Origin of the sequence: Pasteurella atlantica (genome assembly GCF_963693435.1) — a bacterium.
Taxonomy (GTDB): domain Bacteria; phylum Pseudomonadota; class Gammaproteobacteria; order Enterobacterales; family Pasteurellaceae; genus Phocoenobacter; species Phocoenobacter atlanticus.
In genome coordinates, this window is the sequence record NZ_OY856306.1 from 1,975,867 (window position 1) to 1,997,561 (window position 21,695).

Sequence of the window (21,695 nt, forward strand, 5' to 3'; positions counted from 1 at the left end):
TTTTAATTTATATTTAGAAGTAATTGAGCTCTAAAATTATCATCCAATGCAGCCATTTTTAGCTTACGTTTCATACTTGCTTTACGAGTTGTATCAGTTTTAACAATATTTAATGCTAGTTTTCTAAAAGCATTCATTACCTCAGCTGCATTCCCTCGCCTAATCCTTGAATTATCTTCATGGAAAGTCATATCTAAAGTCCAGTGTAAGCTATTTTCTATCGCCCAATGATTACGAATAATACTATTTAATCTTTCTGCATTAAGGCTAAGAGAACTTATATAATAACGGTTTTCTATTGTCACTTTTTCACCAATATGGCATTTAGCTTCTATACAAATTACGGTTTGGATATTCGCCCATTTTTTATGTTCTGTAAGCCAATTTTTATCAATTTCTAATTGAATACATCTTCGCTCTTCTATTCGTCCATGACCACTAGTAATATGCTCATAAATAGAATGACCAACATTTGCAAACTGTTCTCTATGACATTTGTGAAACCAAGCCTTAACTTCTTTATTTAACTGTCCTTGATTACCTTTTAATGACACCACATAATCCGCACCTTTAGAATGAATCTTATTGATAATAGCATGCTGACATCCCATTGCATCAAGTGTAATAGTGGCTCCTTTTACATCAAGTAAATCTAATAGTTTAGGGATTGCTGTAATTTCATTTGATTTACCCTCTACTTTTTGTTGTCCTAACACTAAGCCATTTTCACAACTCCAAGCACTAACCATATGTAGACTATCTTTTCTATTTTTTGTAGAAAAACTGCCTCTTGCACTTTTTCCATCAATGGCAATAATTTCTCCATCTACTTCTGTTATGAGTTCTTTAACCCAATTGATAAAACAAGTTTGAATAGCTTCAGGTTCTAAGCGACTCATTACCCTTGCTATAGTATCATGTTTAGGAATTCCATTATGAAAAGGTAAATAACGTCTCAACCAGTCTAGTTTTACGTGACCGAAGTCTTCTATATCTTCCCAACCTTCTGCACCAGATAGGACTGCACAGATAGATAGAAATAAAATATCTATAAGTGCATGCTTTTTACATCGTTCAATTCTAGGATCTTTGATAATTGAAAAGTGAGTAATAAAATTATTTGTCATATCAGTAAACCTTTTTTACATTTGTTACTGATCTGATCGTAAAAATAGTATTTAGTTCAATTTAAAATGATCTTGCCCTGGTATTCATTCCCTCTCCTTTTTAATAGCGAATTATTTTTATCTATTAAAATATTGTAGGGTGTAACAATACTAAAAATTATCATTGAAATCCAGTTATCCCTTACAATAAAATAAGAATTTATGAAAATGTACTTATTAGAATACCTAAATATAAAAGAATATTGGCTTTCTAGTCTTTCTAGAAAGCCAAATAACTATATAAAAAGAAAAATAGATAGAATTACTGAGCCGCCTTTAGCTCTTGGTAATATTTTTCATAAATCTCTATGGCATCACCCACATCATCTTGCCAATGGCTTGTTTTAAGCACTTCAGCGGATGGATAAATTGCAGGATCTTCAGTAATTTCTTTTGGTAACATTGCTAATGCTTTTATATTTGAGGTTGGATAACCAATTGCTAGCGTTAATTCTTTAGCGACTTTTGCACTTAACAAATAGTTAATTAATTTATGTGCCGCCTCAACATTTTTAGCATTTTTAGGAATAGCTAAAGTATCAACCCAAAGAACGGGACCTTCTTTCGGAAAGACCATATCAAGTGGTGCTTGCTCTTTTTTTGCAATACGTACCGAACCATTCCATAACTGACCCACTTCAATTTCACCAGAAATAAATGAATTTGCTGGATTATCTGAGTTGAAAGATAAGATATTTGGACGTAATTTTAATAGCTCTTCATAAGCTTGTTCAATAACAACTGGATCCGTGGTATTTGGATCTGCCCCAATTTTAAGTAGTGCAATATTAAAGACTTCACGCACATCGTCTAAAAGTTGTACACTATTTTCAAATTCTGGTTTCCATAAATCTGCCCACGAAGTAAATTGACGACCTTGATAAGTCTCGGTATTAAATGCAATACCTGGTGCGCCTAATAATTGAGGTAATGAATATTGATTTCCCCTATCATAAGGTTTATCCAACCAATCTGGATTTAGATCTTTAATCACAGGTAATTTGCTGTGGTCAAGTTGTTGCAACATTCCTTCTTTTGCCATTTTTGAAACAAAATAATTGCTTGGTGCAATCACATCATAACCACCATCTTTACCCTGTAATTTTATTTTAGCATACATCGTTTCATTAGATTCAAGGGTAGAAAGCTCTACTTTAATCCCCGTTTCTTTGGTAAAGTCATCTAACAGTCCCTCAGGCACATATTCTGTCCAAGTGTAAAGATGTACGACTTCATTTTTTGCATAAACTATATTTGTTGCACCTAATAATACAACGCTAGATACTAAAGCAATCGCCCATTTTTTCATTATTTTCTCCTAAAATAAATAAGCGGTCAGATTATTGGAAAAATTTGCAAATTTCCTTATACTTTCCTATATATTGAAAGCGAGGCGAATTTTAAGCGATCTTTTACTATTTGCAAGAAATTTATGATGAAATTTATTTATTTTTCCGTTATTCTGTAGCTTATGATTTCTCAATTACCACTTCCAATTCATCAGGTTGATGATGAAACATTAGAGAATTTTTTTAATGAAAACAGTCTCGTGCTGTTAAATTCGTTATGCCAAAATTTTAGTACCGTTATACAACCTTTTTTCTATATTTGGGGAAATGAGAGTTGTGGTAAAAGTCATTTACTAAAAGCACTAAATAATCACTTCTTAATGCAACAACGTAATGCCAGTTATATTCCTCTGGAAAAAGCTCATTACTTCTCACCCGTGGTATTAGAAAATGCCGATTTACTTGATATTATTTGCCTAGATGATATTCACTTAATTGTGGGAAATGAAGAGTGGGAAGAAGCCCTATTTGACTTATTTAATCAAATTCGAGAACAACAGACTTGTGCTACACAAAAACGTAAAACCTTGCTCATAATTAGTGCAAACTGCCCACCTAATCAATTAGCTATAAAATTACCCGATTTACGCTCTCGCCTAAATTGGGGAGAGGTTTATCAACTTAAAAGCTTTACTGATAAACAAAAATGTGCAATTTTACAACAAAGAGCCAATCAAAAAGGATTAACTCTTTCAAATGAAGTCGCTAATTTCTTGTTAAAACGATTAGATCGTGACTTAAATTCACTGATTGATACCTTAGAAGTATTAGATCAGGCGTCATTACAAGCTCAGCGAAAATTAACAGTGCCTTTTGTTAAAGAAGTACTTGGGCTTTAATCTCATCTTTGACACAGCAATAAAACACAACGCCTTACCTTGTATAAAGCAATTTTTTCTGATAGTTTTATTGTATGAAATTATTGTTTATTTGGAGCCTAACATTATATGCTTTACCTACTTACTGCCGCATTTTTATGGGGAACATCTTTTATTGCGGGAAAATATGCAGAAGCATTAGCCTCTCCTGAAATTATCGTGCTATTCAGATGGTTTATTGCACTGCCTTTTATTACCCATCTTGCCATCCCTAGCATAAGAAAGTTAACCAAACCGCTATTATACAAAGTTATTTGGGTATCATTTTTAATTAATGCGATCTTTCTATTGCAATTTATTGGCTTAGAATATACAACCGCATCAAATGCAGCGACAATGATAGGTTTTGAACCTCTTCTTGTTATTCTTGCGGGACACTATTTTTTCAATCAACCAACAAATAAGAAACAAATACTATTATCTCTAGTTGCTTTAGTTGGAATTGCTTTAGTAATGGGAATACCAGATTTGAGTAATAATAACTTTATTGGTTGTTTGATTGTTTTTTCTTCCACTATTGTGATTGCAATTTGTTTGCAACAATCAAAAGTACTCATCGATCAAGTACCTAAAGGTAGCTTTACTGCCTTAACACTCTTTTTTGCTGCATTGTGGTGTATTCCTAGCACGTTATTACTTGTTGATAACTGGCAAATTACACCATCCGTTTCGGGTGTTGTCGCTGTTTTGTATTTAGGTATTGGATGTACATTGTTAGCAAGCTGGCTGTGGAATATAGGCTTATCAAAAACAGCGGCAAATCTTGGTGGCATATTTCTTGCTCTTGAACCTATTTTTGGTGTTTTCTTTGCAATTATTCTGCTTAATGAACGCCCAGATCTCTATGCGAGTATTGGTATTATACTCGTTCTTTTTTCAGTACTTTATTCTTTAAAAGCGTCACAAGATACGATCAAATCGTAAATAATGACACAACCAAATAATACTTTAGACATTAACAGGATTAAAAGAATGTGATTTCTTGTTCTGTTAATGCTCTAAACTCCCCTTCTTCAAGTGCATTATCCAGTTCTACACCGCCAATTTTACAACGATGTAAAAATTCCACTTTATTCCCTAAAGCAGCAAACATTCGTTTTACTTGATGATAACGCCCTTCTGAGATCGTTAATTTAACATTATAATCGTCTAAAATTTCTAATTTTGCAGGCAATGTTGGGGTTTTCTCACCACGTAGCATAATCCCTTGCTGTAATTTTTCCTCATAAAAAGGCTCAACAGGATCAGCTAAAGTCACCAAATAAGTTTTTTCACATTGATACTTTGGTGAGGTAATACGGTGCGACCATTGTCCATCATCAGTTAAAAGCACTAATCCTGTAGTATCTGCATCTAAACGCCCCGCACAGTGTAACTTGCCTTTTAAAGGGTAATCAAAAAAATCAAAAACCGTTGGATATTCACTGTCATCATTCGAGCAAACATAGCCTTGTGGCTTATACAACATAAAATATTGCCCCTGCTCAAGCCATTCAAGAGGTTGTTCATCAAAAATAACCACATCTTGAGGGGTGATTTTAGTCGCCCCACTTTTAATCATTTTACCATTAACCATAACCAAACTACTTTTCAATGCCCTTGTTGCTTGAGTACGTGTTAATCCTGTTTGTTCTGCTATAAATTTATCTAAACGCATAGTTTTTTTATCTTAAGAATTAATAGATGTAACTTGAAAGAAAAACACTGTACACCAAAAGATATTAAAAGCAAATTTTTTAATCAAGTATGATTTTGCCCTGCAGGGCAAGAGCATTTTAATTTATATTTAGAAGTAATTGAGCTCTAAAATTATCATCCAATGCAGCCATTTTTAGCTTACGTTTCATACTTGCTTTACGAGTTGTATCAGTTTTAACAATATTTAATGCTAGTTTTCTAAAAGCATTCATTACCTCAGCTGCATTCCCTCGCCTAATCCTTGAATTATCTTCATGGAAAGTCATATCTAAAGTCCAGTGTAAGCTATTTTCTATCGCCCAATGATTACGAATAATACTATTTAATCTTTCTGCATTAAGGCTAAGAGAACTTATATAATAACGGTTTTCTATTGTCACTTTTTCACCAATATGGCATTTAGCTTCTATACAAATTACGGTTTGGATATTCGCCCATTTTTTATGTTCTGTAAGCCAATTTTTATCAATTTCTAATTGAATACATCTTCGCTCTTCTATTCGTCCATGACCACTAGTAATATGCTCATAAATAGAATGACCAACATTTGCAAACTGTTCTCTATGACATTTGTGAAACCAAGCCTTAACTTCTTTATTTAACTGTCCTTGATTACCTTTTAATGACACCACATAATCCGCACCTTTAGAATGAATCTTATTGATAATAGCATGCTGACATCCCATTGCATCAAGTGTAATAGTGGCTCCTTTTACATCAAGTAAATCTAATAGTTTAGGGATTGCTGTAATTTCATTTGATTTACCCTCTACTTTTTGTTGTCCTAATACTAAGCCATTTTCACAACTCCAAGCACTAACCATATGTAGACTATCTTTTCTATTTTTTGTAGAAAAACTGCCTCTTGCACTTTTTCCATCAATGGCAATAATTTCTCCATCTACTTCTGTTATGAGTTCTTTAACCCAATTGATAAAACAAGTTTGAATAGCTTCAGGTTCTAAGCGACTCATTACCCTTGCTATAGTATCATGTTTAGGAATTCCATTATGAAAAGGTAAATAACGTCTCAACCAGTCTAGTTTTACGTGACCGAAGTCTTCTATATCTTCCCAACCTTCTGCACCAGATAGGACTGCACAGATAGATAGAAATAAAATATCTATAAGTGCATGCTTTTTACATCGTTCAATTCTAGGATCTTTGATAATTGAAAAGTGAGTAATAAAATTATTTGTCATATCAGTAAACCTTTTTTACATTTGTTACTGATCTGATCGTAAAAATAGTATTTAGTTCAATTTAAAATGATCTTGCCCTGTTTTGCCCTGTCTTTTATATATCTATTTTAATCTTTTAAATATTTCTCGAATTTTTGTGATATCACTCACAGTTTTAGAAAAAAATTTAAACTTTAATTGGAAAGTCAAGTTTTTTTATGTACAGTGCGGCTAGTTATTAGACTAAACTAGTTGATAAATAAGACACAATGTCTTGGAGGGATGTAAAATGAAAAAACTATTAAATATAGTATTTGTTGCATTAGCAATGTTAGGTTTATCGTTTTCTACGCAAGCCAAACAAAGTAATTCTGAAGATGTCAAACTATCTGTGAGTATTTGGGACGAAGGTCAAAGACCTGGCATCGAAAAAATACTGACAGTCTTTACCAAAAAAACAGGAATTTCTACAGCAATCGAAGTTGTTGGTTGGAATGACTATTGGACGCTTTTAGCTTCTGGTGCAAGTGGCGGTCAACTACCTGATGTATTCTGGATGCACTCAAATGAGAGTCAAAAGTATATGGAAAATGATTTATTACTTGATTTAACAGATAAAATTGCTTCAAGTAAAGTCATAGATTTGGCAAATTATCCAGATCAAATTATGGGACTCTATACTAGTAAAGGTAAATATTATGCCATTCCTAAAGATATTGACACAATCGCTTTATGGTATAACAAAACCATGTTTGATGAAGCTGGTATTGCCTATCCAAATGATAAATGGACATGGGAAGATTTATACAATGCGGCAAAAAAACTAACTAAAAGTGATGGTAGTCAGTATGGATTTGCATCAAATGTTGATGGAAACCAAACAGGTTACTATAATTTAATTTATAGTAATGGTGGTGCAGTCATTAGTGCTGATAAAAAGACATCTAAATGGGATGATCCTAAAACTATAGAGGCAATGGAACTATATGCTAAAATGGCTAAAGAAGGTATTATGCCTCCTCAAGAGATGCTAACAGAAAATAAAGAGCATGTTTTGATGCAATCAGGGAAAGTTGCGATGATTACTACAGGGTCTTGGATGTTGGCAGGATTCAAAGAAAATGAATATATGAAAAAACACTGTGATATTGCCGTTATGCCTACAGCCAAAGATGGTCACAGAGCATCTATCTACAATGGATTGGGTTGGGCAGCAGCAGCCAACACAAAACATCCTAAAGAAGCGTGGAAATTACTTGAATTCTTAGGTAGTAAAGAAGCTCAAGAAATGCAAGCAAAACTAGGTGTTACTATGAGTGCTTATAAAGGAACGTCTAGTGGATGGGCTAAATCAACCGATTTATATAATCTTGACGCCTACCTATTTATGCTAGATAAAGTCAAAGATATGGTTATTAGACCTTATTCAAGAAATACCGTAGCATGGGAAGGTATGAGTATCGAAAAACTTATTCCAGTATGGCAAGGTAAGAAATCTGCCAAAGCTACTTGTAAAGAAATTGCTAAAGAAATGAATACCATACTCTCAGAAGAGTAATCTTTCGCAACCTTTCAGTTATTGTAAAAATTTAAGCGTTGCGGTGTCTTATACTACCCAACGCTTAATATTACAAAATACATAATTTGTATAAAAAATTATTTTCTATATTGATTATAAAATTTACTATAAAGTCTTTATAAAATAACTTTTCGACTGCATACAAAACTTAGGTGAGCCAAAAAATTGGATTTGTAATATGACACATACAAAGAAGACAAAAAGAAAACTCAATGAATTTGCTTGGGGTTGGTTTATGGTATTACCGACAGTTATCGGTCTAGTTGTCTTAAATATCATTCCTCTAATCGCCACATTAATAGAATCATTTTATAAGACAGGAGACTTTGGTAAAAATAACACATTCGTTGGTTTTGCCAATTACATAAAACTATTTCATAATGAAAAAATATGGCAAGCTCTTTACAATACCGTTAAATATGTTGTACTAGAAGTACCTGTATCAGTAGCTATTTCTATAATTATCGCTGTCTTACTCAATAGAAAAATCAAAGGGAAAACAACTTATAGAACAATATTTTTCTTACCTATGGTGGTTGCACCTGCTGCTGTAGCAATGGTTTGGAAGTGGTTGTATAATTCAGAATTTGGATTACTCAACAATTTATTTGATCTTCAGGTAAACTGGATTTCATCACCTTCACTTGCCATCTATTCTGTGGCAGCTATCGGTATTTGGTCTATCATTGGATACAATATGGTGTTATTTTTAGCAGGACTACAAGAAATCCCTACAGACTATTATGAAGCAGCAAAAATAGATGGTGCCAATGGTATCAGACAGTTTTTTAGTATTACATTACCCCTACTTTCCCCTACTTTATTTTTTGTTTTTGTTACAAGAACGATAGGTGCTTTACAAGTGTTTGATATGATTTATATTATTATGGATAGGACAAATCCCGCACTCTATGATACTCAATCATTGGTGTATGTGTTCTATCAATATTCCTTTGTAGAGAACAATTATGGGCTTGGTGCAACTGTGGTTATCATATTGATGATTCTTACATTAATTATAACAGCGATGCAGCTATTTATTCAAAAACGTTGGGTACACTATAATTAATAAGGTGAAGCAAGTATGAATATAAAAAGTCAGAAAAGAAAAAAAACACTCACAAGTATTTTAATCCATTTATTTCTTATTGTTTTTGCTATTATTATGCTGACGCCTTTTGTTTGGATGATTTTAACGGCATTTAAAACAAATACTGAGGCAACTAGCGTTAATCCCTTTGTAATATGGCCAGAATTTTGGCGTACACAGTCTTTTACGGATGTTTTACATAAATTAGATTTCCTTATTTTATACAAAAATACATTGTTAATGATAGTCGGCAGAATTTTTTTTGCTTTAGTTACTGCAGCAATGGCTGGCTATGCCTTAGCAAGACTTGATTTTTTTGGTAAAAAAGTGGTTTTTATGTTGGTACTTATTCAGATGATGGTGCCAGTACAACTATTTATCATCCCACAGTATGTTATGATTAGTAAGATGGATGCTACCAATACCATCTTTGCCCTTATCTTTCCTGGACTTGTGACTGCTTTTGGTACATTTTTAATGAGACAGAGCTTTATGTCCTTACCTAAAGAGCTAGAAGAAGCAGCAAGATTAGATGGCTGTAACATTGGTCAAACATTTCTTTATATTATGTTACCACTAACTAAGTCATCTTTAATTGCACTTGGTATCTTTACCGCGTTATTTGGGTTTAAAGATCTTATGTGGACTATGATCGTAAATCGTAGTCCTGATGCAATGGTGCTTGCACCAGCACTAGCAAAAATGCAAAGACAATTTGCTCCAGAGTATCCCGATTTAATGGCAGCATCACTAATTGCCTGCATACCGATGATAATCATCTATTTAATATTCCAAAAACACTTTATAGAAGGTATAGCTACATCAGGAGGCAAGCTATGATTAATTTTAATGACATAACTAAAACATTTCATCTTAGTAATAAAGAAATAAGCTATATTATGAAGTTAGATGATAAAAAGCATCTTCTTCATCTTTATTTTGCAAAAAAGATACATACCGCAGATAATGACAATCAACTATTATTTGGTCATTTAGATAATCAATTATTTAAGGGTGATAGACTTATTAATTCTTATAAACCCAAAGAATATGGTAGCTATGGTACTGGTGATTTTAGAGAACCTGCCTTTGTTATCCGTCAAGAAGATGGAAATAGTATTTCTGATTTCTCTTATGTTTCTCACGAAATTTATCAAGGTAAAAAATCAATAGAGCCTTTACCATCAATTTATATTGAAGATGAACAAGAAGCACAAACTTTAGAAATTACCCTACACGACAGTCTAACAAATACTGATTTAATTTTATACTATACTATTTATAGAGATTATCCTGTTATCGCAAGACATACTGCTTTTATTCATAAAGGTAACACACCTATTTACATCCAACGAATAATGAGTATGCAGTTAGATTTAGCAGACAGTGATTATGAATTTATCCATTTTTCAGGTGCTTGGGGAAGAGAAAAACGCATAGTATCTAATAAACTAAGATGGGGAAATCAATCAATCTTTAGCACTAAAGGCGTAAGTAGTGCGGAACATAACCCCACTTTTATTCTAAAAAGACCTGATACGACTGAAGATTCTGGACAAGCTTATGGGTTTGCTTTTGTTTATAGTGGAAACTTTCTCTGTGAAGCAGATGTTTCTACCTATAATCAATGTCGAGTAAATATTGGTATTCATCCTGTTAATTTCTCTTGGAAATTATGTGCTGGTGAGAAATTCATCAGTCCAGAAGCAATTGTAATGTATAGTGATTCAGGGCTTACTCAAATGAGTCATAACTTTCACAATCTCTTCAATCAAAGACTTTGTCGGGGTAAATATAGAGGTGCTAATAAACCGATACTTCTCAATAACTGGGAAGCCACCGAAATGACTTTTGATGAAGATAAAATAATGCACATTGCACAAAAAGCTAAGGAAGCAGGCGCAGAACTCTTTGTTCTAGATGACGGTTGGTTTGGTACAAGAGATGATGAAACACAAGGTTTAGGTGATTGGTTCGCCAATACCACCAAACTACCTAGTGGTATTAGTGGGTTATCAGAAAAAGTAACAGAACTAGGAATAAAATTCGGACTTTGGTTTGAGCCTGAAATGGTGAATAAAAACAGCCAACTATATCGAGAGTATCCAGACTATCTATTACAAGTCGAAAATCGTCACAGCCATAGTTTTAGATATCAATATGTATTAGATTTTTCTAGAGATGACGTTGTAAACTATATTTATCAACAGATGAAAGCAATTATTTCGACATCTAAAATCAGTTATATTAAATGGGATATGAATAGATACCTAACCGAAGTATATAGTGTAGGCTTGGCTCCAGATGAGCAAGGTAAAGTATTTCATAAGTATATACTCGGTGTATATTCACTATATCAAAGGCTAACTCAGGAATTCCCTGATATTCTATTTGAGTCTTGTTCTAGTGGTGGTGCTAGGTTTGATCCTGGAATACTTTATTATGCTCCTCAAACGTGGTGTAGTGATAATACTGACGCTAATGATCGAGTAGAAATTCAGTATGCAAATAGCTTTTTCTATCCTATTAGCTCTCACGGTGCTCACGTTTCTGCAGTGCCTAATCAGCAGACAACACGTGTAACAGATATTCATACAAGAGCAAACATCGCTTATTTTGGTGCTTTTGGCTATGAGTTGGATCTAAATGAATTAAATGAAGAAGAATTTAAAATAGTACAACAGCAAATCGCTTTTTATAAGAAAAATAGAGCAGTATTTCAATATGGTACTTACTATCGTTTACGTTGTCCATTTGAAAATAATTCGGGCAGCTTTATGACTGTATCTCCTGATGGCAAAAAAGCTTTTGCTATGTACTATCAACGCTTGTACAAGCCTAATACTGAATTTATTAATTTAAAATTAAAAGGATTAGAAGCAGAAACTAAGTATCAAGTTACCCTTGCTGGTGTGAATAAAATTTACTATGGTGACTACCTGATGAATGCAGGGATGAGTTTTAACAGTAGCCGTATGGCCCATATGGGAGGCGATTTTACAGCCTTATTAATTGAGATAACAAAAATTTAACCCATTTTACTGTATATGGTAATTTTCCCCTTATCAGGGTAATAAAGGAAATATGTATGGCAGATTTAAAGTTAAAAAATATAAATAAAATTTATCCTAATGGAGTACAAGTTGTATTTGATTTTAATTTAGAAATTAAAGACAAAGAATTCATTGCTTTTGTTGGTCCTTCTGGTTGTGGAAAATCAACAACATTAAGAATGATTGCTGGATTAGAAGATATTTCATCAGGTGATCTTGAAATTGATGGCATCATAATGAATGATGTTGAACCTAAAGATCGTGATATAGCAATGGTTTTCCAAAATTATGCACTATATCCACATATGACTGTCTATAACAATATGGCCTTTGCACTTAAACAGAAAAAAATTCCTAAGGAGCAAATTGCAGAAAAAGTTCAGTTGGTTGCAGAAATACTTGGATTAGAAGATTATTTGCACCGTAAACCCAAAGCATTATCAGGAGGACAACGACAGCGTGTAGCACTAGGCAGAGCGATTGTTCGTAATCCGAAGGTCTTTTTGATGGATGAGCCACTATCAAATCTAGATGCAAAATTACGTATTCAGACTCGTAGCGAGCTAATTAAACTACATAAACAATTAGCGACAACAACCATTTATGTCACCCATGATCAAGTAGAAGCAATGACAATGGCAACTCGTATTGTTGTTATGAAAGATGGGTGTATTATGCAAGTAGGTAAACCGAAAGAGATTTATGACAACCCTGAAAATGTATTTGTTGGTGGCTTTATTGGAACACCGCCAATGAACTTTATCAATGGCATAGTAGATGCAAAAGGATTTTTTAACTTTGTAGGTAACAAAATAAAAATTCCTGCTAATAAAATGGAACTGGTAAAAACAAATAATTTAGTAGGAAAAGAAATAATACTCGGTATAAGACCTGAAGATATACATAGTGACCCTCTATTTTTACGTGAATATAAAGATTCTTGCATTGACTTAACAATAGAGTTATCTGAATTATTAGGTGCTAAAACTCATGTTTATTCTACTATTGGCAACAATAAAATCTCTGCGGTATTAGATGCTCTTTATGAAATTAGCACTGGGGAACAAATAACCTTGGCCTTTAATGTAGATAAAATTCATTTTTTTGATGTTGAAAGTGAAAAAGTATTAAAATGTACACAAAATGATAATGAAAAATCACAAGCCAATAAGGTAAAAAAATCATTTTTTCAACACTTTTTGTTATTTAAAAAAGGGGAATAAGAGACTTCAGCAAATCTTAAAAGAACAAGAAATTAGGCATAAAGGACAAAAATAAAATAGTAGATAAATGATTATCTACTATTTCTTTTATATATTACTAAACATCGCAATATAATTACTACTTACATCGTTATTTAGCCAGAATTTTTCAGTTAAAGGATTAAAATGATATCCCACCATTTCATTACAATTTAATTCAGCTTGATCACACCAATTTAATAACTCAGCGGGTTTTATAAATTTCTCAAATTCGTGAGTGCCTTTTGGGAGCATTTTTAATACATATTCAGCACCAATAATGACCAGTATATAAGCTTTTAAAGTACGATTGATCGTAGAAAAGAAAAGTACCCCATCAGGTTTTAATAACGCTTTACAACTTTGAATAATAGATAGTGGTTCAGGTACGTGTTCCAGCATTTCCATACAGGTAATGACATCAAATTTTTCAGCATTTTGAGATTGCTGTTGAGTAACAAATTCCTCAATGGTAATTTGCTGATAATCAATCTCTAAACTATTTTGATGAGCGTGTTGTTTCGCAATATTTAAAGGTTCAGTGGTCATATCAAGTCCTGTGACTTTAGCACCCATTTGTGCCATAGCCTCACTTAAAATGCCACCACCACAACCGACATCTAATACTTTTTTACCAAATAATCCGTTAGATTTTTCAGCAATATAACTTACTCGTAGAGGGTTTAATAAATGGATAGGTTTAAAGTCGCCGTTAGGATCCCACCAGCTTTGTGCCATTTTTTCGAATTTGGCAATTTCATTTTGATCGACATTTTGCATAATTTTTTATGATATAAACAAGCGGTAAGTTATGATTAAAATTTTGCAAAAAATAAAAATTAACTGACCGCTTATATTTAAAGATTAACAATAGAATTTACTGTTTTTTAGCCCATTTTAAAAAACGTTGTTGCGTTGCTTTATCTGCTTGCTGGAACCAATATTGTAACTGTTGTTCTGCAACATTTTGACCGCTCACAACCACTTTGCCTTTTTTAGTTTTAATATTTTGTACTGCCATCGGCATTGATTGAGTTGTTGCAAAACTTGCCACTGCAGCCACGCCATCCGTTGCATTATATTCTGCTAAATTATCTTGAATACGAGCATAAGGCATAAACCCTTCCCCTTTCAAATAATCTATTTTATAGGCTAATTTTTCACCTGAAGCGGTTTCTATATTAAATTTAGGTGATTTTTTAAATCTCTTTGCTTGAAAATCTGTTGAAATTCGTGGTGCACTGATTTTAATATCTTCTAACGCTCCTTTAAAAGTAAGAACAATTGGATGAGTCTCAAAATAAGAACTGTTTGAACCAGACTTAACCATTCCACCAACTTCAACAACAACTTGGTGTGTATTCGTATCATTAATTTGCATTACAGTCTTTGAGGTAACTTTATGACCATCTAATGCTAAAAATGAGACCATTTTTGAACTTGAAAGGCTACCCGCAAAAGTAACTGAACTTGCAACTAATGTTGCCACTGCAAATGTAATTTGACTTAATTTCATTAAATAAACTCCTATTAATCATAAAATTCGCCACTATGCTATGCTAATTTTCACAAAATAGGAATAGACTTTAGTGATTTTTTATTACTAAAATATTAAAATTGTGGTAATTTTGACATATATTTTAATAAAGAGAACAAAATAATGAATGACAAACCCAATTCAGCAGAAAAAAATAACCTTTTTCAACGTATTTATCATCGTTTTTTTCAGAACGATCCTCAAAATCGAGAAGATTTAGTGGAGGTTATTCGAGACTCTGCAGATAATGATTTGATTGATGATGATACCAAAGAGATGATCGAAGGGGTGATTGAAATGTCAGAATTGCGAGTTCGAGATATTATGATCCCTCGTGCTCAAATGGTATTTATTGAAGCAGAACAACCCCTTGAAAGCTGTGTAGATACTATTATTGAAACGTCTCACTCACGTTTCCCTGTTATTCGTGGTGATAAAGATGATATTGAAGGTATTTTACTTGCTAAAGAGTTATTAAAATATTTACGTAGTGACTCACAACCTTTTGAAATGAAACAAATTTTACGCCCAGCGGTAATTATTCCTGAAAGTAAACGTGTAGATAGAATGCTAAAAGAATTCCGCTCAGAACGTTTTCATATGGCAATCGTTGTTGATGAATTTGGTGCCGTATCAGGATTAGTCACTATCGAAGATATTTTAGAACAAATTGTGGGAGACATCGAAGATGAGTTTGATGAAGAAGAAGCAGAACCAATTCGTCGTCTTTCAAAGCATAGCTATGCCGTTTCAGCCTTAACAGATATTGAAGATTTTAATGAATTTTTTGCCACAGATTTTGAAGATGAAGAAGTTGATACCGTTGGCGGATTAGTGATGCAAGCCTTTGGTCATCTGCCCCAAAAAGGCGAAACCATTGAGCTAGAGGGTATTACTTTTAAAGTAACCTCTGGCAACACGCGTCGTTTACTACAAGTGAGAGCGACACTTTCAGATAGTCAATTAGAAAAGATGCCTGATTATAATGCAGAAAAAGAAGAAGAGAAGTAGCAATGAATTTTGCAAAAAACAACCCTAAAGTAACCGCTTGTTTTATCAGTTTAATATTAGGTTGTATCGCTATATTGGGTTATTCTCCCTTTGATTACTGGATCATTACTTACCTTTGTGCTTTTGGATTAATTTTTGCTACCACTTACCATAATAAAAAAATCGCCTATTGGTCAGTGTTTTTTTGGTCAATGGGGTATTTTTGTATTGGTGTAAATTGGGTTTCCATTAGTATGATGCAATTTGGTGGCGTACCTGTTGTAATAAGCTACCTTGCCGTTGGATTACTGGCTTTTTATCTTACGTTATACAATTTGTTTTTTTGTTGGATTGTACAACGTTTTCAATTTACAAATCCTTTTGTTATAGCAAGTATTTTTACTTTTACTGAATATTTACGTGGCACTGTTTTTACTGGTTTTCCTTGGCTACAATTAGGTTATACACAAATAGATAGCCCTTTTTATGGTCTTGCCCCTATCTTAGGTGTTGAAGGTTTAACTTTCTTTGTTATTGTTATAAGCGGTTACTTTATACAACTTTTTTACACATTTGCAAAAAAAACACAAAATCATACCGCTTATTTAAGATCATCTATTATTCTTTGTTTGGCACTATCTATCGCTGTAGGATCTCAATATATTCAATGGGTTAAAGAAGATAACACCCATTCTACGACCATTGGTTTAGTGCAACCAAATATTGATCAAAAAAACAAATGGAATCCTTACTATTTCACTCAGCACGTACAAACCTATCAAAAACTTATTACCCCTTTACTTGGTAAAACTGATGTAATTGTTTTACCTGAATCAGCCTTTCCTGCTTCGGAAATAAAGTTGATTCCAATGCTTAGTGATCTGCAACATCTTGCTAAAAAGCATAATACTGATTTTATTATTGGAACGTTGGATAATACACAACCTGAAATTTATAATAGTGCAATTGTGTTAAGTAGTACATCAGATACAGATACCTATAGCAATGGACGTTATCAGAAACATCATCTTGTCCCTTTTGGTGAATACGTCCCTTTCGGTAATATATTAGATTGGTTACGAGAAGTATTTATTTTACCTATTAATTTATCACAGGGTAATTTTATACAAAAACCATTAACTGCAAGTAATACAACCTTTAATATGGCAATTTGCTATGAAGTGATTTTTGGTCATCAAATGCAACAAAATCAAAAAACACACAACGCAGATTATTTATTGACAATCTCTAATGATGCTTGGTTTGGCAATTCAATTGGTCCTTGGCAACACTTACAAATGGCAAGAATGCGAGCTTTAGAGCTTGGCAAACCACTAGTTAGAGCAACAAATACAGGCATTACGGTTTTTGTTGATCATCGAGGAAAAATTATTAAACAAGTCCCTCAATTTAAAGAAACAACATTAACAATGTCACTCTCCTCTACTCAAGGGGAAACACCTTTTACGTTCTGGGGAAACTGGTTAATTTATGGATTGAGCTTGCTTTGTTTTAGTGTTGCGGTGATTAGAAAAATTGGTAAATTTTGATAACAATCATACCGCTTTAATAGAGAAAAATCGTACTTGATCCCCCCTCCTAGCCTCCCCCCGCAAGCGGAGGGAGGAATACTGACATAGCTAAAAATTCCCTCCTTCGCTTGCGGGAGAGAAATGGCGACATAAACCAAAAATCCCCTCCTCCGCTTGCGGGAGAGAAATGGCGACATAAACCAAAAATTCCCTCCTCCGCTTGCGGGGGAGGGCTAGGGAGGGGGAAGTTAAAAGGTTTAATTTGTTTCGAAGTGATTATAAACCGTATTAATTTGACGATTTACTTTAATAAAAGTAGTATGTTTTGGCATATATTTAAGTTTACTTGCACCGATATAAGTACAGGTTGAACGAATGCCTCCCAAAATTTCTTGAACAGTATATTTTACCTCACCACGATAAGGCAATAACACCGCTTTACCTTCGCTGGCTCGGTATTCATTCACTTTTCCATAGTGTTTTTTCATTGCATTGCTTGAACTCATTCCATAAAAAGTCATAAATTCTTTACCGTCTTTAGTCACCACTTCACCGTTAGACTCTTTGTGAGCAGAAAGCATTCCGCCAAGCATTACGAAATCAGCACCAGCACCAAAGGCTTTAGAAATATCACCCACATTCACACAACCACCATCAGTACAAACTAAACCACCTAAACCGTGAGCCGCATCCGCACATTCAATAGTGGCAGAAAGTTGAGGTACACCTACACCTGTCATTTTACGAGTGGTACAAACAGAACCGGGTCCAATCCCAATTTTTACAATATCCACACCACTTAAAATTAACTCTTCCGTAATTTCATAAGTTACCACATTTCCTGCCATCAATACTTTATTAGGAAAGAGGCTGCGGACTTTTTTAATTTGATTTAAAAAATGTTCACTATAACCATTGGCAATATCCACGCAAATCATTCGAATTTCAGGGATTGCCATAATAATCGCCTGCAATTTTTCGATTTCTTTATCACTTGAGCCAATAGTCACAAAAACATATTTTAAAACATCAGGATTTTCTGTTGCAAAAGCCTGCCATTCTGAAACTTCATAGAATTTATGAACAGCGGTAAACATTTGAAATTTCGCTAAAGATTTTGCCATTTCAAAGGTACCAACACTATCCATATTGGCGGCAATAATAGGTACACCTTCAATATCTACTTTGCTATTTCTAGTGGTAAAAGTACGAGTTAAGGTCACGTCTTTACGTGAATTAAGTGTGCTTCGTTTAGGTTTGATTAAGACATTATCAAAATCTAGGTATTCTTGTTCTTCAATGAGCATAGTTTGTATCCCAATAAAAAGGTTAAAAAAAAATCTAGAATTTGTAACGCAATGATACGATTGGAGTTGCATAAAATGATAGAAAGTCAAATTATGAATTGCTTGTATATCAAACGCAATTACTGAAGAAATTTAGCATAAAAAAATAATTAATCAAATAAAAATTACTATAAATTTACAAATTTTTACATTTTTAAGATTGCAGCTATTTCAATGGTAGCAAACGATTACCTTTGTATACACTGATAAAATTAAAGCGGGTAGATTATCCTTATTTTTTGCAAAATTTATTAAATATCTACCCGCTTAATATTGAACGCTAACGATTAGCTAGATTTATTAATTAAGAATTGGGTTAATAATGGCACTGGACGACCTGTTGCACCTTTAGCCGCACCTGATTGCCACGCTGTTCCTGCAATATCTAAATGAGCCCAAGTGTAGTTTTCTGTAAAATTAGATAAGAAAATACCCGCTGTGATGGCACCACCAGCACGGCTACCCACGTTTGCCAAATCCGCAAAGTTAGATTTTAGATCATCTTGATATTCTTCATTCATCGGTAAACGCCACGTGTAATCGTGAGCCTGTTTTGAGGCATTAAGTAGTTGATCAACAAATTGATCGTCTTTTGAAAGTAATCCTGTGTTTATATGCCCTAAACCAACCACACAAGCCCCTGTTAGGGTTGCGATGTCGATCACACATTCAGGTTCAAAACGTTCCACATAGGTTAATGCATCACAAAGTACTAAACGACCTTCGGCGTCCGTATTTAATACTTCAACGGTTTTGCCTGACATTGTGGTGAGAATATCTCCTGGACGATAAGCATTGCCATCTGGCATATTTTCACAGCCCGCTAATACACCAATAACGTTGATCGGTAATTGTAATTCAGCAACGGCTTTCATTGTGCCGTAAACTGATGCTGCACCGCCCATATCGTATTTCATTTCATCCATTGCTGCAGAAGGTTTGATTGAAATACCGCCTGAATCAAAAGTTAAGCCTTTACCTACTAACACGATAGGTTTTGCATCAGGATTTGGAGCATTTTTATATTCGATAATTGACATATAAGCTGGGTTTTCAGAACCACGAGAAACCGCTAAATAGCTGTTCATTTTTAGCTCTGCCATTTGGGTTTCATCCACGATAGTGGTGCTGATTTGTGAATATTCGCTGTCTAATTCTTTTGCTAATTCTGCAAGGTAAGCAGGGTTACACACATTTGGCGGGCAGTTTGCGACATTTTTTGCAAATTTTACCCCTAATGCGACCGCTTGTGCGTGTTGAATTGCTTTTTCTGTTTCCGCTAGATTTTCACTGTTAAAACAGAATTTTGCTAATTGAGTTGGTTCTGCTTTGGTGCTTTTGAATTCATCGTAGTTGTATAAGGTGTCTGAAATGCTTTCAATCGCAAAACGCACTGCCCAATATTCATTACGATCTTTGATTTCAATATCATTTAATAATAGATGAATATGTTGTGCAGTGGTGCTTTTTAAGGTTTGTACAACCGCTTTAATAATTTTTTTGTACTGGGTTTCATTTAAAGGTGCTTTACCACAGCCTACTAATAATAGACGAGTAAAAGGCTGATTCGGTGTATGAACAAGCAATGTTTCAGCCAGTTTTCCTTTGAAATCGCCAGTTTTGAGTAAATCAGATAAATAGTGAGCGGTTGCTTCATCTAGTTTTTTTGCATTTGTTGAGAGTGTGGTATTTTCATAAATACCGACTACAACACAATCACTGGATTGTTCGAAATTCAAACTTTTTGCACAAAATTTCATTCTATGTTCCTTTTGTTTATTTTTGTTGAGAGGTATAAAATTATCCTTTTCATTATAAATTGCAAGTAAAAAATGAATTTTAGTGATTTTTTCTGTCTAAAACGGTATTATAGACGGTCTATAAGCGGTCAGATTAATAATAAAATTTGCAAAAAATAATAAAGATCTTACCGCTTGCCTTATTCAATAAACTGAGATAACCATTGTGATTTTTAGTCGATATTTAACGAGAGAAATTTTTAAAAGCCAACTCGCTATTCTATTTGTTTTATTGTTGATCTTTTTTTGTCAACAACTTGTGAGAGTATTAAGTTCAGCAGTAAGTGGGAAAGTGCCAACAGACCTAGTAGTACATCTGTTAGGGTTAGGTATGCCAACAATGGCACAACTGATGCTCCCTCTGTCACTTTTTGTGGCATTATTACTGACTCTAGGACGTTTTTATGCAGAAAGTGAAATTACTGTAATGCGAGCTTGTGGTGTGGGTCAAAGTCTATTAGTTAAATCTGCTCTCTTTTTATCCTTATTTACCACTATCCTAGCAACTTATAATGCCTTTTGGGTAATGCCTTGGGCGATGGATAAACAAGCGGAATTACTTGCAGAAGCAGAAGTTAACCCTCGTTTTTCAGCTCTGTCTGCAGGGCAGTTTATGTCAGCTGGAGGTTATGTACTTTATATTGATAATATTAAGGGAAGCAGTATTAATGATATTTTTGTCTTTCAACCTACTCAAAAAAAGAATAATCGACCATCGGTAGTAACCGCAGAATCAGGAAAGTTAACAGGATTACCAAATGGTGATCAAGTATTAAAATTAAATAACAGTACCCGTTTTGAAGGTACACCTCAAACCTCCGATTTTAAAGTCACGCATTTTAATCAATATTCCGCTTATTTAGGCTATAAAGATGTCGATCTAAAAAAAGACAGCGTAGAACGATTACGTTTTAATGAGTTACTACAAAGCAAATCAACCTACGCCAAAGCAGAGTTACAATGGCGTTTAGCATTGATTTTAGCGGTACCTCTAATGGCGTTATTAGCTACATCAATGAGTAATGTTAATCCTCGTCAAGGACGTTTTGCTAAATTACTCCCTGCATTATTACTTTATTTAATTTATTTCCTATTACAAAGTTCTTTAAAATCAGCAGGTGCTTCTGGGAAAATCAATGTGTCACTATTTATGCCGTTAGTCTCCATCGGATTTTTTGCATTAGGAGTAATATTAAATTTATGGGATACAAAAGAATTTTCAGCATTACGTTATCGTTTAAAGATTAAGAGATAAA

Annotated in this window: 18 protein-coding genes; 10 read left to right on the top strand and 8 right to left on the bottom strand. The window is 33.8% G+C overall.

Translation table 11 applies throughout. From position 1 onward, the window contains the following. Positions 1 to 2 precede the first annotated feature (2 nt). Positions 3 to 1,127 (bottom strand): ISAs1 family transposase, encoded by a 1,125-nt coding sequence (locus U9966_RS09170; protein WP_306347859.1) that lies wholly within the window; start codon positions 1,125 to 1,127, stop codon positions 3 to 5. Positions 1,128 to 1,428: 301 nt separating this feature from the next. Then, positions 1,429 to 2,475 carry an extracellular solute-binding protein gene (locus tag U9966_RS09175; RefSeq protein WP_306347847.1) on the bottom strand — a complete coding sequence of 349 codons (1,047 nt, stop codon included), beginning with the start codon at positions 2,473 to 2,475 and terminating at the stop codon, positions 1,429 to 1,431. A 162-nt stretch (positions 2,476 to 2,637) separates the two neighbouring features. Here U9966_RS09175 and hda point away from each other — a divergent pair, with 162 nt between their 5' ends. Both hda and U9966_RS09185 read left to right on the top strand, forming a co-directional pair. Continuing rightward, positions 2,638 to 3,354 carry a DnaA regulatory inactivator Hda gene (gene hda / locus U9966_RS09180; RefSeq protein ID WP_306347849.1) on the top strand — a complete coding sequence of 239 codons (717 nt, stop codon included), beginning with the start codon at positions 2,638 to 2,640 and terminating at the stop codon, positions 3,352 to 3,354. 108 nt (positions 3,355 to 3,462) lie between these two features. Beyond that, positions 3,463 to 4,317, top strand: coding sequence for a DMT family transporter (locus tag U9966_RS09185; protein WP_306347850.1), 855 nt, complete (start codon positions 3,463 to 3,465; stop codon positions 4,315 to 4,317). Between the two features lie 40 nt (positions 4,318 to 4,357). Here U9966_RS09185 and rsuA read toward each other — a convergent pair whose 3' ends face one another. Both rsuA and U9966_RS09195 read right to left on the bottom strand, forming a co-directional pair. Then, positions 4,358 to 5,050 (bottom strand): 16S rRNA pseudouridine(516) synthase RsuA, encoded by a 693-nt coding sequence (rsuA, locus tag U9966_RS09190; protein WP_306347851.1) that lies wholly within the window; start codon positions 5,048 to 5,050, stop codon positions 4,358 to 4,360. A 118-nt stretch (positions 5,051 to 5,168) separates the two neighbouring features. Beyond that, entirely contained in the window at positions 5,169 to 6,293 is a 1,125-nt protein-coding gene (locus tag U9966_RS09195) for an ISAs1 family transposase (RefSeq protein ID WP_306347859.1), read from the bottom strand. Between the two features lie 268 nt (positions 6,294 to 6,561). Between U9966_RS09195 and U9966_RS09200 the strand changes: the two genes are divergently transcribed. The 5 genes from U9966_RS09200 to U9966_RS09220 all read left to right on the top strand — a co-directional run bounded on the left by U9966_RS09200 (position 6,562) and on the right by U9966_RS09220 (position 13,217). After that, positions 6,562 to 7,830 (top strand): ABC transporter substrate-binding protein, encoded by a 1,269-nt coding sequence (locus U9966_RS09200; protein WP_306347743.1) that lies wholly within the window; start codon positions 6,562 to 6,564, stop codon positions 7,828 to 7,830. 199 nt (positions 7,831 to 8,029) lie between these two features. After that, on the top strand, positions 8,030 to 8,920 hold the full coding sequence (locus U9966_RS09205) for a carbohydrate ABC transporter permease (protein ID WP_306347744.1): 891 nt from the start codon (positions 8,030 to 8,032) through the stop codon (positions 8,918 to 8,920). Positions 8,921 to 8,935: 15 nt separating this feature from the next. Then, positions 8,936 to 9,781 (top strand): carbohydrate ABC transporter permease, encoded by an 846-nt coding sequence (locus tag U9966_RS09210; RefSeq protein ID WP_306347745.1) that lies wholly within the window; start codon positions 8,936 to 8,938, stop codon positions 9,779 to 9,781. Next, positions 9,778 to 11,973 (top strand): alpha-galactosidase, encoded by a 2,196-nt coding sequence (locus tag U9966_RS09215; RefSeq protein ID WP_306347746.1) that lies wholly within the window; start codon positions 9,778 to 9,780, stop codon positions 11,971 to 11,973. Before U9966_RS09210 ends, U9966_RS09215 begins: the two co-directional genes overlap by 4 nt. A 56-nt stretch (positions 11,974 to 12,029) precedes the next feature. Then, on the top strand, positions 12,030 to 13,217 hold the full coding sequence (locus U9966_RS09220) for an ABC transporter ATP-binding protein (RefSeq protein WP_306347747.1): 1,188 nt from the start codon (positions 12,030 to 12,032) through the stop codon (positions 13,215 to 13,217). A gap of 87 nt (positions 13,218 to 13,304) precedes the next feature. Here the strand turns inward: U9966_RS09220 and ubiG are convergent, their stop codons facing one another. Further along, a complete protein-coding gene (gene ubiG / locus U9966_RS09225) occupies positions 13,305 to 14,015 on the bottom strand; it encodes a bifunctional 2-polyprenyl-6-hydroxyphenol methylase/3-demethylubiquinol 3-O-methyltransferase UbiG (RefSeq protein ID WP_306347748.1) in 711 nt (236 codons plus the stop codon). 97 nt (positions 14,016 to 14,112) lie between these two features. Beyond that, the gene (locus U9966_RS09230; protein ID WP_306347749.1) at positions 14,113 to 14,751 is read right to left on the bottom strand and encodes a curli polymerization inhibitor CsgI-related protein; all 639 of its coding nucleotides are present in this window, start codon (positions 14,749 to 14,751) and stop codon (positions 14,113 to 14,115) included. Positions 14,752 to 14,895: 144 nt separating this feature from the next. On the opposite strand from U9966_RS09230, the gene corC reads away from it, so the two are divergent. Continuing rightward, a complete protein-coding gene (gene corC, locus U9966_RS09235; RefSeq protein WP_306347750.1) occupies positions 14,896 to 15,783 on the top strand; it encodes a CNNM family magnesium/cobalt transport protein CorC in 888 nt (295 codons plus the stop codon). A 2-nt stretch (positions 15,784 to 15,785) separates the two neighbouring features. Beyond that, positions 15,786 to 17,312: an apolipoprotein N-acyltransferase gene (gene lnt, locus U9966_RS09240; protein WP_306347751.1), complete on the top strand. Its 1,527-nt coding sequence runs from the start codon at positions 15,786 to 15,788 to the stop codon at positions 17,310 to 17,312. Between the two features lie 239 nt (positions 17,313 to 17,551). Here lnt and U9966_RS09245 read toward each other — a convergent pair whose 3' ends face one another. Together U9966_RS09245 and U9966_RS09250 are read right to left on the bottom strand one after the other, a co-directional pair. Continuing rightward, a complete protein-coding gene (locus U9966_RS09245) occupies positions 17,552 to 18,601 on the bottom strand; it encodes a GMP reductase (RefSeq protein WP_306347752.1) in 1,050 nt (349 codons plus the stop codon). 326 nt (positions 18,602 to 18,927) lie between these two features. Then, entirely contained in the window at positions 18,928 to 20,400 is a 1,473-nt protein-coding gene (locus tag U9966_RS09250) for a leucyl aminopeptidase (RefSeq protein WP_306347753.1), read from the bottom strand. Between the two features lie 205 nt (positions 20,401 to 20,605). Here U9966_RS09250 and lptF point away from each other — a divergent pair, with 205 nt between their 5' ends. Then, positions 20,606 to 21,694, top strand: a complete 1,089-nt coding sequence (gene lptF / locus U9966_RS09255) for an LPS export ABC transporter permease LptF (protein ID WP_306347754.1) — start codon at positions 20,606 to 20,608, stop codon at positions 21,692 to 21,694. The last annotated feature ends 1 nt before the right edge of the window (position 21,695 follow it).

Coding starts and splice junctions, on each gene's coding strand:
- U9966_RS09170 (WP_306347859.1), bottom strand. CDS start 1,127: ATGACAAATAATTTTATTACTCACTTTTCAATTATCAAAGATCCTAGA.
- U9966_RS09175 (WP_306347847.1), bottom strand. CDS start 2,475: ATGAAAAAATGGGCGATTGCTTTAGTATCTAGCGTTGTATTATTAGGT.
- hda (WP_306347849.1), top strand. CDS start 2,638: ATGATTTCTCAATTACCACTTCCAATTCATCAGGTTGATGATGAAACA.
- U9966_RS09185 (WP_306347850.1), top strand. CDS start 3,463: ATGCTTTACCTACTTACTGCCGCATTTTTATGGGGAACATCTTTTATT.
- rsuA (WP_306347851.1), bottom strand. CDS start 5,050: ATGCGTTTAGATAAATTTATAGCAGAACAAACAGGATTAACACGTACT.
- U9966_RS09195 (WP_306347859.1), bottom strand. CDS start 6,293: ATGACAAATAATTTTATTACTCACTTTTCAATTATCAAAGATCCTAGA.
- U9966_RS09200 (WP_306347743.1), top strand. CDS start 6,562: ATGAAAAAACTATTAAATATAGTATTTGTTGCATTAGCAATGTTAGGT.
- U9966_RS09205 (WP_306347744.1), top strand. CDS start 8,030: ATGACACATACAAAGAAGACAAAAAGAAAACTCAATGAATTTGCTTGG.
- U9966_RS09210 (WP_306347745.1), top strand. CDS start 8,936: ATGAATATAAAAAGTCAGAAAAGAAAAAAAACACTCACAAGTATTTTA.
- U9966_RS09215 (WP_306347746.1), top strand. CDS start 9,778: ATGATTAATTTTAATGACATAACTAAAACATTTCATCTTAGTAATAAA.
- U9966_RS09220 (WP_306347747.1), top strand. CDS start 12,030: ATGGCAGATTTAAAGTTAAAAAATATAAATAAAATTTATCCTAATGGA.
- ubiG (WP_306347748.1), bottom strand. CDS start 14,015: ATGCAAAATGTCGATCAAAATGAAATTGCCAAATTCGAAAAAATGGCA.
- U9966_RS09230 (WP_306347749.1), bottom strand. CDS start 14,751: ATGAAATTAAGTCAAATTACATTTGCAGTGGCAACATTAGTTGCAAGT.
- corC (WP_306347750.1), top strand. CDS start 14,896: ATGAATGACAAACCCAATTCAGCAGAAAAAAATAACCTTTTTCAACGT.
- lnt (WP_306347751.1), top strand. CDS start 15,786: ATGAATTTTGCAAAAAACAACCCTAAAGTAACCGCTTGTTTTATCAGT.
- U9966_RS09245 (WP_306347752.1), bottom strand. CDS start 18,601: ATGCTCATTGAAGAACAAGAATACCTAGATTTTGATAATGTCTTAATC.
- U9966_RS09250 (WP_306347753.1), bottom strand. CDS start 20,400: ATGAAATTTTGTGCAAAAAGTTTGAATTTCGAACAATCCAGTGATTGT.